Source organism: Clostridium tunisiense TJ, from assembly GCF_000300195.1.
Classification (GTDB): Bacteria; Bacillota; Clostridia; order Clostridiales; family Clostridiaceae; genus Clostridium_J; species Clostridium_J tunisiense.
Map to the genome: position 1 here is coordinate 1 of NZ_AMQH01000027.1, position 14,987 is coordinate 14,987.

General features: G+C 34.7%; 13 protein-coding genes and 1 other annotated feature. All 13 genes read left to right on the top strand.

The window, feature by feature from the left end; genetic code table 11:
- Positions 1-278 precede the first annotated feature (278 nt).
- The 13 genes from rpmG to fusA all read left to right on the top strand — a co-directional run bounded on the left by rpmG (position 279) and on the right by fusA (position 14,919).
- Positions 279-428: a 50S ribosomal protein L33 gene (gene rpmG, locus C661_RS0120540; protein WP_017417203.1), complete on the top strand. Its 150-nt coding sequence runs from the start codon at positions 279-281 to the stop codon at positions 426-428.
- Positions 429-467: 39 nt separating this feature from the next.
- A complete protein-coding gene (gene secE / locus C661_RS0120545) occupies positions 468-692 on the top strand; it encodes a preprotein translocase subunit SecE (RefSeq protein ID WP_017417204.1) in 225 nt (74 codons plus the stop codon).
- Between the two features lie 45 nt (positions 693-737).
- A complete protein-coding gene (gene nusG / locus C661_RS0120550; RefSeq protein ID WP_017417205.1) occupies positions 738-1,259 on the top strand; it encodes a transcription termination/antitermination protein NusG in 522 nt (173 codons plus the stop codon).
- 90 nt (positions 1,260-1,349) lie between these two features.
- On the top strand, positions 1,350-1,775 hold the full coding sequence (gene rplK / locus C661_RS0120555; protein ID WP_017417206.1) for a 50S ribosomal protein L11: 426 nt from the start codon (positions 1,350-1,352) through the stop codon (positions 1,773-1,775).
- Positions 1,776-1,840: 65 nt separating this feature from the next.
- Entirely contained in the window at positions 1,841-2,530 is a 690-nt protein-coding gene (gene rplA, locus C661_RS0120560) for a 50S ribosomal protein L1 (protein ID WP_050551852.1), read from the top strand.
- A 38-nt stretch (positions 2,531-2,568) separates the two neighbouring features.
- Positions 2,569-2,696: a sequence feature (ribosomal protein L10 leader region), on the top strand.
- Between the two features lie 32 nt (positions 2,697-2,728).
- The gene (gene rplJ, locus C661_RS0120565; RefSeq protein WP_017417208.1) at positions 2,729-3,235 is read left to right on the top strand and encodes a 50S ribosomal protein L10; all 507 of its coding nucleotides are present in this window, start codon (positions 2,729-2,731) and stop codon (positions 3,233-3,235) included.
- A gap of 140 nt (positions 3,236-3,375) precedes the next feature.
- Positions 3,376-3,738, top strand: a complete 363-nt coding sequence (gene rplL, locus C661_RS0120570) for a 50S ribosomal protein L7/L12 (protein WP_017417209.1) — start codon at positions 3,376-3,378, stop codon at positions 3,736-3,738.
- A gap of 310 nt (positions 3,739-4,048) precedes the next feature.
- Positions 4,049-7,768 (top strand): DNA-directed RNA polymerase subunit beta, encoded by a 3,720-nt coding sequence (gene rpoB, locus C661_RS0120575; protein ID WP_017417210.1) that lies wholly within the window; start codon positions 4,049-4,051, stop codon positions 7,766-7,768.
- A gap of 20 nt (positions 7,769-7,788) precedes the next feature.
- Positions 7,789-11,328 carry a DNA-directed RNA polymerase subunit beta' gene (gene rpoC / locus C661_RS0120580; RefSeq protein WP_017417211.1) on the top strand — a complete coding sequence of 1,180 codons (3,540 nt, stop codon included), beginning with the start codon at positions 7,789-7,791 and terminating at the stop codon, positions 11,326-11,328.
- Between the two features lie 118 nt (positions 11,329-11,446).
- Positions 11,447-11,683, top strand: a complete 237-nt coding sequence (locus tag C661_RS0120585; protein ID WP_017417212.1) for a ribosomal L7Ae/L30e/S12e/Gadd45 family protein — start codon at positions 11,447-11,449, stop codon at positions 11,681-11,683.
- A 120-nt stretch (positions 11,684-11,803) separates the two neighbouring features.
- The gene (gene rpsL, locus C661_RS0120590; RefSeq protein ID WP_017417213.1) at positions 11,804-12,181 is read left to right on the top strand and encodes a 30S ribosomal protein S12; all 378 of its coding nucleotides are present in this window, start codon (positions 11,804-11,806) and stop codon (positions 12,179-12,181) included.
- A 132-nt stretch (positions 12,182-12,313) separates the two neighbouring features.
- Positions 12,314-12,784: a 30S ribosomal protein S7 gene (gene rpsG, locus C661_RS0120595; RefSeq protein WP_017417214.1), complete on the top strand. Its 471-nt coding sequence runs from the start codon at positions 12,314-12,316 to the stop codon at positions 12,782-12,784.
- Between the two features lie 74 nt (positions 12,785-12,858).
- Positions 12,859-14,919, top strand: coding sequence for an elongation factor G (gene fusA, locus C661_RS0120600; RefSeq protein WP_017417215.1), 2,061 nt, complete (start codon positions 12,859-12,861; stop codon positions 14,917-14,919).
- Positions 14,920-14,987 lie beyond the last annotated feature (68 nt).

Below are 14,987 nucleotides of genomic sequence, written 5' to 3' on the forward strand. Positions count from 1 at the left end.
GGAAGAACTGTAGGATCAGGAGTTGTTACTTCTATAGTTAAATAGTAAATAGAAAACTAAGTATAGGACTAGGTTTCTACACCTGGTCCTTTTAAAAAGTGAAAATAAAAGTTTTATGGTAACGTATTTACCATAAAAGTCCATCAATGAATTTATTGACATAACTATTAACTTATGATAAATTGTTTAGGTAGCAAAAATTGCGACGATTGATTTAGAAATAGAATTGATAGATATGTAACTTTTATAAACAAGGTACCAACTAGGAGGTGTAGATTGTGAGAGTTAAAATAACTTTAGCATGTACTGAGTGTAAACAAAGAAACTACAATACTATGAAGAATAAGAAGAATGATCCAGACAGAATTGAAATGCAGAAATATTGTAAATTCTGCCACAAACATACACTTCATAAAGAAACAAAATAGTTCGTTTGAACTTCAAATATTTTGGGGATGTGAAAAAAGATGGCTGAAAAAGTTGATGTTAAAGCAAAAGAAAAGCAGAAACGCGCTGGTTTAGTGCAGTTTTTTATCGACTTAAAAGCAGAGTTCAAAAGAGTAACATGGCCTTCAAAAGAAGAGCTAAAAAAAGCTGCAAATGCTGTTATTAGTTTTTGTGTTCTTTATGCAATTCTTGTAGGTTTGTTAGATACTGGTTTTAAGAACCTCTTTGATTTGATTTTTAAATAATTTTAAAAGGAGGTAAGGGGATTGAATCTTTAACCCCTAAAGCTTATGACAGGAAAAGCTAAATGGTATGTAGTTCACACATACTCAGGATATGAAAATAAAGTAAAAGCTAATCTTGAAAAAGCCATTGAAAATAGAAACCTAGAAGAATTTGTTCATGATATTCAGGTTCCTATGGAAGAACAAGTGGAAATAAAAGATGGTAAAAAGAAAATTACTTATAAAAAAGTATTTCCTGGATATGTAATGGTAAAAATGGTAATGACAGATGACTCTTGGTATATCGTAAGAAATACTAGAGGAGTTACTGGATTCGTAGGACCTGGATCAAAGCCTGTTCCTCTAACTGAAGATGAAGTTAAAAATATGGGTATTGTGGAAACATACATATCTGTAGATTATGAAGTTGGAGAGCATGTTAAAGTTACATCTGGTCCATTTGAAAACTTTGAAGTGCTTATTACAGAAATTAATGCTGAAAAGCACAAAATTAAAGGTTTAGTTAATATGTTTGGCAGGGAAACTCCTGTTGAACTTGATTTTAATCAAATAGAAAAATTAGATTAAAACTTAATAAGATGAAATCTATAAGATGTAGTCTTAGTAAGTGGGAGGGCTAAAAAGCCCGTATTACCACATTATAGGAGGTGTAAACTCATGGCTAAGAAAATAACAGGAATGATAAAACTTCAACTTCCTGCAGGAAAAGCAACTCCAGCACCACCAGTTGGACCTGCACTTGGTCAACACGGTGTAAATATTATGGGATTCTGTAAGGAGTTTAATGCAAAAACTGCTGATCAAGCAGGTATGATTATACCAGTTGTAATCACAGTATACCAAGATAGATCATTTAGTTTCATACTAAAAACTCCACCAGCAGCAGTTCTATTAAAGAAAGCAGCTGGAATTGAGAGTGGATCTGGAGTTCCTAACAGAACAAAAGTTGCTACTGTATCAATGGCTAAAGTTAGAGAAATAGCTGAGTTAAAGATGCCAGATTTAAATGCTGCATCTGTAGAAGCGGCTATGAGCATGATAGCTGGAACAGCTAGAAGCATGGGTATAGTAGTTGAAGAGTAATCTTAATTAATTCGGTGGGAGGCAATGCCGTTATTACCACAAAGGAGGATAGCAAAATGGGCAAAATGGGAAAGAATTACATAGAGAGTGCTAAACTTGTAGATAGAAGTGCTCTATATACACCATCAGAAGCTATGGAACTTGCAATTAAAACATCAAAAGCTAAATTTGATGAAACTATAGAAGTTCACGTAAGACTTGGAGTTGACCCAAGACATGCAGATCAACAAGTAAGAGGAGCAGTAGTGCTTCCAAATGGAACTGGTAAAACAGTTAGAGTGTTAGTTTTTGCTAAAGGTGATAAAGCTAAAGAAGCACAAGCTGCTGGAGCTGATTACGTTGGAGCAGAAGAATTAGTTGATAAGATTCAAAAAGAAAACTGGTTTGATTTTGATGTAGTTGTAGCTACTCCAGATATGATGGGTGTAGTAGGAAGACTAGGAAGAGTATTAGGACCAAAAGGTTTAATGCCAAACCCAAAATCAGGAACAGTTACATTTGATGTTACTAGAGCTTTAGCAGATATTAAAGCTGGTAAAGTTGAGTACAGAGTAGATAAAACTGCTATTGTACACGTTGGAGTAGGTAAAAAATCTTTCGGAACAGAAAAGTTAATGGAAAACTTCCACACTTTAATGGAAGCTGTAGTTAAAGCTAAACCAGCTGCTGCAAAAGGACAATACATTAAATCTGTTACTGTAGCATCAACTATGGGACCTGGAGTTAAAATTAACCCAGTAAAAGTTCTTGATTAGTATTGACTTATTGCATAAAATGTGTTAGAATTCTAAAAGTTGAATAGATTATTATTCCGTAGACAGTAGGTGCTTAAATGCGTAACATGATACCTGCCGAGGATTCTAATAAATGAGAATTTATTGGTCTCTTCGTGTTTGCGGAGAGACCTTAATTTTTTTAAAAAACAGTGAAAACTGTGAGGAGGTGGACACACAGTGCAAAGCAAAAACAGAATATTAAAAGAAGCAAAAGTTGCTGAAATAAGAGAGAAAATGGAAAAAGCTCAAGGTATTATTCTTAGTGAGTATCAAGGACTAACTGTTGAACAAGATACAGAATTAAGAAAAAGACTAAGAGAAGCTGGTGTTGAATATAGAGTTTATAAGAACTCATTAGTTACATTAGCAGCTAAAGAAATAGGAATTGAAGGTTTAGAAAATCATCTTCAAGGACCAGTTTCTATAGCATTTGGATATGAAGATCCAACAGCTCCAGCTAGAGTGTTAGCTGATTTTGCTAAAACAAATAAGAAGTTAGAATTAAAAGCAGGATATGTTCAAGGTGTTGTATATGATACTGCACAAGTTAATGAACTTGCAGCAATCCCACCAAGAGATGTGCTTATCGCAAAACTTCTTGGAAGCTTCAAAGCTCCACTTTCAAACTTAGCATACTTATTAAATGCTATAGCTGAGAAAAAACAAGGTGAAGTTACTGAGTAGTATTGATAAATTCAGTACATAAAGTAGTGTTAGCCATACGTAATAGATAAAGATATAAGATTTTATACTTAATCAGTTATGTAATACAAAATCAATAAGATAATAGTAGATTAAAAGAAAATTCGGAGGTGCTTTTTAAAATGACAAGAGAAGAAATTATTCAAGCTATAAAAGAAATGAGCGTTTTAGATTTAAATGAATTAGTTAAAGCTTGCGAAGAGGAATTCGGAGTAAGCGCAGCTGCACCAGTTGCAGTTGCAGGAGCAGCAGCTGCTGCACCAGCAGAAGAAAAAACTGAATTTGATTTAGTTTTAGCAAACGCTGGAGCACAAAAAATAAAAGTTATAAAAGTAGTTAGAGAATTAACTGGTTTAGGATTAAAAGAAGCTAAAGATATAGTTGATGGAGCTCCTAAAACATTAAAAGAAGGCGTAAGCAAAGAAGACGCTGAAAATATGAAAGCTAAACTTGAAGAAGTTGGTGCTGTAATAGAAATAAAATAATAATTTAAATTATGGAGCACTTTATTTAAAGTGCTCCATTTTTATAATGTTTTTTATTAAGTGTTGACAATTAAAGAATATAATGATAACATATTTTAATGCAAACAAATATAGAATTATGCAATAGGCGCAAGTTTTTAGAAAATATACAACAATATTACAATTTTATATGTTGTAATGGTGGAAAGTGAATATTACTCTAGAAGTTGGGCATAATTGCATGATGAATATGTGTGATTCCGAAAACACAAGGTCCTAGGGGATAGTGGGTTTTTGGGTTATTTTAGTTTATACAAGGGGTGAAAAATTAATGGTACATCCTGTAAAAGTTGGTAAAAGAACAAGAATGAGTTTTTCTAAAGTAAAAGAAACAGCTGAGATGCCTAATTTAATTGAGGTTCAATTAGATTCCTACAATTGGTTTTTAGCTGAAGGTCTGCAAGAAGTATTTGAGGATATTAATCCAATTCAGGACTATACAGGTAATTTATCTTTAGAGTTTGTAGGATACAAACTTGATATGGATAATATAAAGTATTCTGTAGAGCAATGTAAAGAAAGAGATACTACTTATGCAGCACCATTAAAAGTTAAGGTTAGATTGCGTAATAATGAAACTGGAGAAATTAAGGAACAAGAGGTGTTTATGGGAGATTTCCCATTAATGACCGAACAGGGTACATTTGTAATAAATGGAGCTGAGAGGGTAATAGTAAGCCAGCTAGTTAGATCACCAGGTTCATATTACAATTATACAGTAGACAAAACAGGAAAAAAACTTTTTTCATCTACTGTTATCCCTAACAGAGGTGCTTGGTTAGAATATGAAACAGATTCTAACGATGTTATTTATGTAAGAATAGATAAGACAAGAAAATTGCCAATAACTGTATTAGCAAGAGTTATGATGAATAATGGTAGCGATATAGAAATATTAGACTTCTTTGGTGAAGAAGAAAGACTAAAAGCTACCATAGAAAAAGATAATACTAAAGAAAAAAATGATGCTCTATTAGAAATATATAAGAGATTAAGACCAGGCGAACCACCAACTGTGGATAGTGCTATTTCACTGATTGACTCTTTATTCTTTGATGCTAAAAGATATGATTTGTCAAGAGTTGGAAGATATAAGTTTAATAAAAAACTTTCAGTTCATTTAAGAATTGCAAATCAAATAGCAGCGGAAAACATTGTGAATCCAGCTACTGGTGAAATCATAGTTGAAAAGGGTCAAAAAATTGATAGAGAAACAGCTGTTGAGATTCAAGACTTAGGAATTAATTCAGTTGATATTCAAGTGGATGATAGAGTTATAAGAGTAATAGGGAATAACTTTGTTAATATAAGTAAACAAGTTGGGTTTGATGTATCGGATTTAAATATAAGAGAATATGTTCATTATCCAACACTAAAAGAGATTTTAGATGCTTATAGTGACGAAGAGACAATAAAAGAGCAAATTAAACTTAATATTAATAAACTAATACCTAAACATATTGTTAAAGATGATATCTATGCCACTATAAGTTATGAAATAGGATTAACTTATGGTATAGGAAACATTGATGATATCGACCATTTAGGAAATAGAAGATTAAGATCTGTAGGAGAGTTACTACAAAATCAATTCAGAATAGGTCTTTCAAGAATGGAAAGAGTAGTTAAGGAAAGAATGACAATTCAAGATCAAGAAGTCATTACTCCACAAGCTCTAATAAACATAAGACCGGTAGTAGCTGCTATAAAAGAATTCTTTGGAAGTTCTCAGCTTTCACAATTTATGGATCAAACAAATCCTCTTTCGGAATTAACACATAAGAGAAGATTATCAGCTCTTGGACCAGGAGGTCTTTCAAGAGAAAGAGCTGGTTTCGAAGTAAGAGACGTTCACTACTCTCATTACGGTAGAATGTGTCCGATAGAAACACCTGAGGGTCCAAACATAGGTCTTATTAACTCTTTAGCTACTTATGCTAAGGTTAATGAATATGGTTTTATAGAAACTCCTTATAGAGTTGTAGATAAGAAGACAGGTAAGGCTATAGATAAAATAGTGTATATGACAGCGGATGAAGAAGATAACTATCTAGTTGCTCAGGCAAGCGAACCATTAAATGAAGATGGATCCTTTGTTGATAAAAAGGTAACTGTTAGAGTAAGAGAAGAAGTTGTTGTAGTACCACATGAAGATGTTGATTTAATAGATATCTCTCCAAGACAAATAGTTTCTGTAGCAACAGCAATGATTCCTTTCCTTGAAAATGACGACGCATCACGTGCACTGATGGGATCAAACATGCAACGTCAGGCAGTGCCACTACTTAAAGCTCAGGCGCCGGTAGTAGGAACTGGAATAGAGTACAAAGCGGCTGTAGATTCAGGGGTACTTCCTAAGGCTAAAAGTGCTGGTACTGTTACTTATGTAAGTGCTAATGAAATTAGAGTTAAAAGAGATGAAGATGGTGGAATAGATACTTACAAGTTATTAAAATTTAAGAGATCTAACCAAGGAACTTGTATCAACCAAAGACCAATAGTTGATAAAGGTGAAAAAGTTGAAAAGGATACAGTTTTAGCAGATGGTCCATCAACGGATTTAGGAGAAATTGCATTAGGTAAAAACATCAGAATAGGATTTATAACTTGGGAAGGTTATAACTATGAGGATGCTATGCTTATTTCAGAGGAATTAGTTAAAGATGATATATTTACATCTGTTCATATAGAAGAATATGAAGCAGAGGCAAGAGATACTAAACTAGGACCAGAGGAAATAACTAGAGATATTCCTAACGTAGGTGAAGATGCCCTTAAGGATATTGATGAACGTGGAATTATAAGAATTGGAGCAGAAGTAAGATCTGGTGACATTCTAGTAGGAAAAGTAACTCCAAAAGGTGAAACAGAGCTTACAGCTGAAGAGAGACTATTAAGAGCTATATTCGGAGAAAAAGCAAGAGAAGTAAGAGATACTTCGTTAAGAGTACCTCATGGAGAAGCGGGTATAATTGTAGACGTAAAAGTGTTTACAAAAGAAAATGCAGATGAGCTTCCACCAGGAGTAAATCAACTAGTAAGATGTTATATAGCTCAAAAGAGAAAGATTTCAGTTGGAGATAAGATGGCTGGAAGACATGGTAATAAAGGGGTTATTTCTAGAGTGTTACCTGAGGAAGATATGCCGTTCTTACCAGATGGAAGACCACTTCATATTTGTTTAAATCCGCTTGGAGTTCCTTCTCGTATGAATATAGGTCAGGTACTAGAGGTGCATTTAGGTTGGGCAGCCAGTGAACTTGGTTGGCACATTGCTACTCCAGTATTTGATGGAGCGCTTGATGTTGAAATTGAGGCATGTTTAGAAAAGGCAGGATACTCAAGAGATGGTAAAACTGTTTTATATGATGGTAGAACAGGAGAACCTTTTGACAATAGAGTAACAGTTGGATACATGTACATCTTAAAACTTCACCACTTGGTTGATGATAAGATTCATGCTAGATCTACTGGACCATACTCTCTAGTTACTCAGCAGCCTTTAGGTGGTAAAGCACAATTTGGAGGCCAAAGATTTGGAGAGATGGAGGTGTGGGCGCTTGAGGCATACGGTTCAGCTCACACACTACAAGAGATTTTAACTGTTAAGTCAGATGACGTTGTAGGAAGAGTTAAAACTTATGAGGCTATAGTTAAAGGTGATAACATACCTCAACCAGGTATACCAGAATCATTTAAGGTTCTTATAAAAGAGCTACAAGCATTATGCTTAGATGTTAAGTTATTAGACGAAACATTAGGAGAGATTAAGCTTAGAGATTCTGTATATGAAGAATTGGAAGATTTAGAGGTAAATATTGAAGGCAAAGAAGATGTGATTCCGCCTGTAGTAGAGGTGGAAGAACTTGAACCTCTAGAAGAGGTAGAAGCAGCTGAAGAAGAAGAAGACCTAGATATAGACTATGCAAGTTTACCATTAGATGATTTTGAGGAAGAATTAGTTTTAGATGATTTCAATGATGAAAACTAAAAATGAAGGGAGGATTACCCTTGGTTGAAATAAATAATTTTGATGCAATACAAATAGGATTAGCATCTCCAGAGCAGATCAGGGAATGGTCTAAAGGAGAAGTAAAAAAACCAGAAACAATAAACTATAGGACTTTAAAGCCTGAAAGAGATGGTCTTTTCTGTGAAAGAATATTTGGACCTCAAAAAGATTGGGAATGTCACTGTGGAAAATATAAGAGAGTTAGATACAAAGGAATTGTATGTGACAGATGTGGTGTTGAGGTGACAAAAGCCAAAGTTAGACGTGAAAGAATGGGGCATATAGAATTAGCTGCTCCAGTATCACACATTTGGTACTTCAAAGGAATTCCATCACGTATGGGATTAATCCTTGATATGTCTCCAAGATCTTTGGAGAAAGTACTTTATTTTGCCTCTTATGTAGTTTTAGATCCTAAAGATACTGGGCTGGATAAAAAACAGATCTTAACAGAAAAGGACTATAGAGAAGCAGTTGATAAGTTTGGATATGATGGATTTGTAGCTGGAATGGGTGCTGAGTCTGTAAAAGTATTATTACAAGATATAGACTTAGATTCATTAGCAACAGAACTAAAAGAAGACTTAAAAACAAGTACAGGTCAAAAGAGAATTAGATCTATAAGAAGACTTGATGTAGTTGAATCATTCAGGAAATCAAGTAATAAACCTGAATGGATGATTATAGATGTAATTCCGGTAATACCACCAGATTTAAGACCTATGGTTCAATTAGATGGAGGTAGATTTGCAACATCTGATTTAAATGATCTTTATAGAAGAGTTATAAATAGAAATAACAGATTGAAAAAATTATTGGATCTTGGAGCGCCTGATATTATTGTAAGAAATGAAAAGAGAATGCTTCAAGAAGCAGTAGATGCACTCATTGATAACGGCAGAAGAGGAAGACCAGTAACTGGTCCAGGAAATAGACCGCTTAAGTCTCTTTCAGATATGCTAAAAGGAAAGCAAGGAAGATTTAGACAAAACCTACTTGGAAAGCGTGTTGACTACTCAGGACGTTCAGTTATAGTTGTTGGACCTGAACTAAAAATGTATCAATGTGGACTTCCAAAGGAAATGGCACTTGAATTATTCAAACCTTTTGTAATGAAAAAGCTTGTGGAAAGTGGAGTTGCACATAATATTAAGAGTGCAAAGAGGATGGTTGAGAGAGTGCAAGCTCAAGTATGGGATGTTTTAGAAGAAGTAATTCAAGATCATCCAGTACTATTAAACCGTGCTCCTACTCTACATAGGCTTGGAATTCAAGCATTCCAACCTATATTAGTAGAAGGAAGAGCTATAAAACTACATCCACTAGTTTGTACAGCTTACAATGCTGACTTTGATGGAGACCAGATGGCTGTACACGTACCATTATCAGTGGAGGCTCAAGCAGAAGCAAGATTCTTAATGCTTGCAGCGCATAACATCATGAAACCATCTGATGGAAAACCAGTATGTGTACCAACACAGGATATGGTTTTAGGATCATATTACTTAACTTTAGATAAAGACGGTGCTAAGGGTGAAGGAAGAATGTTCTCTTCTCCAGATGAAGTACTTATGGCTTATAGTGTGAAAGATATAGATATTCATGCTAAGATAAAGGTTAAAATGTCTAAAGTTAAAGAGGGTAAGCTTGTTACTGGAATTATTGAAACAACTCCTGGTAAACTTATTTTTAATGAGTCAATTCCGCAGGATTTAGGGTTTATTGATAGAAGCAATCCAGAGAATGAGTTTAAACTTGAAATTGATTTCTTAGTAAGTAAGAAAAACCTTGGTAATATAATAGATAAATGTTATCTAAGATATGGTGCAACTGAAACATCTAAAATGCTTGATAATATTAAAGCAAAAGGATATCATTTCTCATCTATAGGTGCAATCACAGTTGCTATAGCAGATATGGAAGTACCTCCAGAAAAGAAAGAGTTACTTGCAGAAGCAGATGCTACCGTTGACAAGATTGAAAAGATGTATAGAAGAGGATTCATATCCGAAGATGAAAGATATGAAAGAGTAATTGATAAATGGACTAAAACAACTGAAGATATAGCTAATGCACTTATGGGTAGTTTGGATAAATTTAATCCAATAAACATGATGGCGGACTCAGGGGCCAGAGGTTCTAAGAGTCAGATTAAACAGCTAGCTGGTATGAGAGGACTTATGGCTAACCCATCAGGTAAGATCATAGAACTTCCAATCAGAGCTTCCTTCAGAGAAGGACTAGACGTTTTAGAGTATTTTATATCTACTCACGGAGCGAGAAAAGGTAACGCTGATACAGCGTTAAAAACAGCTGACTCAGGTTACTTAACAAGAAGACTTGTTGATGTAAGCCAGGATGTAATTGTTAGAAGTGAAGATTGCGGAGCTACAGAAGGATTTGAAGTATCTGAAATTAAAGAAGGAAGCGAAGTTATTGAACCACTAACAGAAAGATTAACAGGAAGATATAGTGCAGAAGATATAATCCATCCTACTACTGGAGAGGTTTTAGTGCCAAGAGACACATATATGGATATAAAAATGGCTGAAACTGTAGAAAAAGTAGGAGTTAAGAAGGTTAAGATTAGATCTGTATTTACTTGTAAATCTAAAATAGGTGTTTGTGCTAAATGTTATGGAATGAACATGGCTACTTCTCAGAAAATAAATATAGGAGAAGCAGTAGGAATAATCGCAGCACAATCTATAGGAGAACCAGGAACTCAGCTTACAATGAGAACTTTCCACACTGGTGGAGTTGCTGGAGCAGATATAACTCAAGGTCTTCCAAGGGTTGAGGAGTTATTTGAAGCTAGAAAGCCAAAAGGACTTGCAATAGTAAGTGATGGAGCAGGTACAGTAAGAATTGAGGAAACTAAAAAGAAAAGAGTGGTAATTGTTACAAATGACTTTGGTGAAGAGTTTAGTTATGATATTCCATTCGGATCGAGAATAAAAGTTTTAAATGGTGATGTTATAGGTGCTGGAGATGAGATTACTGAAGGATCTGTTAACCCTCATGATATTATAAGAATTAAAGGTGTTAATGGAGTTAAAAATTATCTTCTATCAGAGGTTCAAAAAGTTTATAGACTTCAAGGGGTTGATATCAACGATAAACATCTTGAGGTTGTAGTTAGACAAATGACAAGAAAAGTTAAGGTTGAAGAGTCAGGGGATAGTGAGTTACTTCCAGGAACTATGATTGATATTTTTGACTTTGAAGATGAAAATGAAAGAGTGTTAGCACAAGGTGGTATACCAGCAGAAGGAAAGATTTCTCTTTTAGGTATAACTAAAGCAGCTCTTGCAACTGATTCATTCCTATCAGCTGCTTCATTCCAAGAAACAACAAGAGTTCTTACAGATGCAGCTATTAAGGGTAAGATTGATCCACTTCTAGGATTAAAGGAAAATGTAATTATTGGTAAGCTTATTCCAGCTGGTACTGGTATGACTCGTTATAGAACCATTAAGATATCAACTGAGAAGGAAGAAGAAAATAATAATAATTTAACGGATGAACTTCAAGCTTAATATATATTATATTGACAGGGTTCATTTAAAGTGATAAAATACAGCTTGTGTGTTATTTTAAAAACCTTTTATTTAATTAAAAGTGCCTTTGAAATTTCACTTATGAGGGGGAAAGAATATGATAGGCAGACTTTCAGGTGAAAAAGTTATAGGTATCAAACAAACAACAAAAGCCTTAAAAAGCAAACAAGGTAAGAAGTTGTATGTTGCAGAAGATGCTGACTTAAAACTGGTAGAGCCTATAATTGAGTTAGCAAAAACTAACTCCCTGCAGATTGTATATGTTGAGACAATGAAAGAGCTAGGCACTTTATGTGCTATAGATGTTTCAGCGGCAACTGCACTCATACTTTAGTTTATTTAAGCTAGCAAGTAATTTTATATAAAGATATCTACTACGATATAAAGTAGTACTACTTTATATCGTAGTAAAGATATAACTTTAATCTATGAAATATTATGAGGAGGTGAAAAAATGCCAACTATTAGCCAATTAGTAAGAAAAGGAAGAAAATCTGTTACTTCTAAATCAACTGCACCTGCACTTAAAGAGTGCCCACAAAAAAGAGGTGTATGTACAGTAGTTAAAACAACAACTCCTAAGAAGCCAAACTCAGCGTTAAGAAAAATTGCAAGAGTTAGACTTACAAACGGATTTGAAGTTTCTGCTTACATCCCAGGTGAAGGCCACAACTTACAAGAACACAGTGTTGTTTTAATAAGAGGTGGAAGAGTTAAAGACCTTCCAGGGGTTAGATACCACATTGTAAGAGGAGCTTTAGACTCAGCTGGAGTAGCTAACAGACTACAATCAAGATCTAAGTACGGTGCTAAGAGACCAAAGAAAAAATAGGTCATAATTAAGAGTGCTATGCCTTCGGCATTTATATATATACATTAATACATAGTTGTTGGAGCAGAGCGCTTTGCGGTAGAAATATCGAGTACCTGTGATTTAATTTAAAATGTTAAGGAGGGAAGAAAAGTGCCAAGAAAAGGATTTATAGCAAAGAGAGATGTATTACCAGACCCAATGTACAATTCTAAAGTTGTTACAAAGTTAATAAACAACATAATGGAAGATGGTAAAAAAGGAGTAGCTCAAAAAATATGCTACGATGCTTTTGAAATCATTGCAGAAAAGACTGGTAAAGATGCATTAGAAGTATTTGAAACAGCAATGAACAACATAATGCCATTATTAGAGGTTAAAGCTAGAAGAATTGGTGGAGCAACTTACCAAGTACCTATCGAAGTTAGACCTGAAAGAAGACAGACTGTTGGTATCAGATGGATATTATTTGCTTGTGAAAAAAGAGGCGAAAAGTATATGAGAGAAAGATTAGCTAATGAGTTAATCGATGCATCAAACAATACTGGAGTAGCTGTTAAAAAGAGAGAAGATATGCATAAAATGGCTGAAGCTAACAAGGCTTTTGCTCATTACAGATATTAATATAAAAACTGTTTTGGCTTCTGCCAAAACAGTTTTCTCGAATTTAAATTACTCATTGAGAGGAGGAACAAAAGGTGGCAAGACAATACGCTTTAGAAAAGTTTCGTAATATCGGAATAATGGCTCATATAGATGCTGGAAAAACAACAACTACTGAGCGTATATTATTCTACACAGGTAGAACTCACAAAATTGGAGAAGTTCATGAAGGCGGCGCTACAATGGACTGGATGGTTCAAGAGCAAGAAAGAGGTATAACAATTACTTCTGCTGCTACAACATGTTTCTGGAAAGATCACGTAATCAACATTATAGATACACCAGGACACGTAGATTTCACAGTTGAGGTTGAAAGATCTTTAAGAGTTCTTGATGGAGCTGTGTCTGTATTCTGTGCTAAAGGTGGGGTTGAACCTCAATCTGAAACAGTATGGAGACAAGCGGACAAATACCAAGTTCCAAGAATGGCATATGTTAATAAAATGGATATCATGGGTGCTGACTTCTTTAGAGTAGTAGGCATGATGAGAGATAGATTAAAAGCAAATGCAGTGCCAATACAATTACCAATAGGTAAAGAAGAGAGCTTCATTGGAATCGTAGACTTACTTGAAAATAAGGCTGAGATTTATAAAGATGAAGAAGGAAAAGTATTTGAAATCGTTGATGTTCCAGAAGAAATGAAGGATCTAACTGAAGAATACAGAGCTTCTATGATTGAAGCAATAGCAGAGTTAGATGAAGAGTTAATGATGAAGTATCTTGATGGAGAAGAAATTTCAATAGAAGAATTAAAAGCTGCATTAAGAAAAGGTGTAATCAATAATGAAATAGTTCCAGTAATCTGCGGATCATCTTACAAAAACAAAGGTGTTCAAATGATGATTGATGCTGTTATTGAATACATGCCATCACCAGTTGACATTCCAGCAATTAAAGGTGTGGACGCTGACAATGGAGAAGAAATAGAAAGACATACAAGTGATGAAGAACCACTAGCTGCCTTAGCATTTAAAATTGCAACTGACCCATTCGTAGGAAAGTTAGCATTTGCTAGAGTTTACTCTGGAGTAATGGAAAGTGGTACTTATGTACTAAATGCTAATAAAGGTAAAAAAGAGAGAATTGGAAGACTTGTTAAAATGCATGCTAACAGCAGAGAAGAGGTTCAAGAGCTTCGTGCTGGAGATTTAGGTGCAGTTATAGGTTTAAAAATGACAACAACAGGAGATACTTTATGTGATGAGGACAATGCAGTTGTTCTTGAAAGCATGGAGTTCCCAGAACCAGTTATAGAAGTAGCTATTGAGCCTAAGTCAAAAGCTAGTCAAGAAAAAATGGGGGTAGCTCTTGCAAAACTTGCGGAGGAAGATCCAACATTTAAAACTTATACAAACCAAGATACAGGTCAAACAATTATAGCTGGTATGGGTGAGCTTCACTTAGAAATCATTGTAGATAGATTACAAAGAGAATTCAAAGTTGAGTGTAACGTTGGTAAGCCACAAGTATCTTACAAAGAAACTATCAGAAAAGCGGTTAAAGCTGAAGGTAAGTTTGTTAGACAATCAGGTGGACGTGGACAGTACGGTCATGCAGTTATCGAATTAATACCTCATCAAGGACCATATGAATTCGTAAACGCTGTTGTTGGAGGAACAGTTCCAAAGGAATATGTTGCGCCAATAGATAATGGAATTCAAGAAGCATCTCAAGCAGGTATACTTGCTGGGTTCCCAGTTCTTAACTTTAAAGTTAGACTTGTTGATGGATCATACCATGATGTTGACTCATCAGAAATGGCCTTCAAAATTGCAGGATCTATGGCATTCAAGAATGCTATGGCAAAAGCAGATCCAGTACTTCTTGAGCCAATAATGAAAGTTGAAATAACAGTTCCAGAAGAATATATGGGAGATGTTATGGGACACGTAAACTCAAGAAGAGGAAGAATAGAAGGTATGGACCCACAAGCTGGAGCTCAAGTTATAAGAGCAATGGTACCACTATCAGAAATGTTCGGATATACAACTGTATTAAGATCTGCAACACAAGGTAGAGGAGTATCAAGCATGGAGTTTGCTGCTTATGAAGAAGTACCTAAGAGTGTTCAAGAACAAATTATAAAAAAATAGTATCCTAAATTTTAATAAATAATAAATAATAAATAATTTCTTTATCAAGGAGGAATTGAAAAATGGCA

What these genes read in the sequence shown, in the direction of transcription:
- rpsL (WP_017417213.1), top strand. Translation starts at nt 11,804, where the DNA reads ATGCCAACTATTAGCCAATTAGTAAGAAAAGGAAGAAAATCTGTTACT.
- rplL (WP_017417209.1), top strand. Translation starts at nt 3,376, where the DNA reads ATGACAAGAGAAGAAATTATTCAAGCTATAAAAGAAATGAGCGTTTTA.
- nusG (WP_017417205.1), top strand. Translation starts at nt 738, where the DNA reads ATGACAGGAAAAGCTAAATGGTATGTAGTTCACACATACTCAGGATAT.
- C661_RS0120585 (WP_017417212.1), top strand. Translation starts at nt 11,447, where the DNA reads ATGATAGGCAGACTTTCAGGTGAAAAAGTTATAGGTATCAAACAAACA.
- rpoB (WP_017417210.1), top strand. Translation starts at nt 4,049, where the DNA reads ATGGTACATCCTGTAAAAGTTGGTAAAAGAACAAGAATGAGTTTTTCT.
- rplA (WP_050551852.1), top strand. Translation starts at nt 1,841, where the DNA reads ATGGGAAAGAATTACATAGAGAGTGCTAAACTTGTAGATAGAAGTGCT.
- rplK (WP_017417206.1), top strand. Translation starts at nt 1,350, where the DNA reads ATGGCTAAGAAAATAACAGGAATGATAAAACTTCAACTTCCTGCAGGA.
- secE (WP_017417204.1), top strand. Translation starts at nt 468, where the DNA reads ATGGCTGAAAAAGTTGATGTTAAAGCAAAAGAAAAGCAGAAACGCGCT.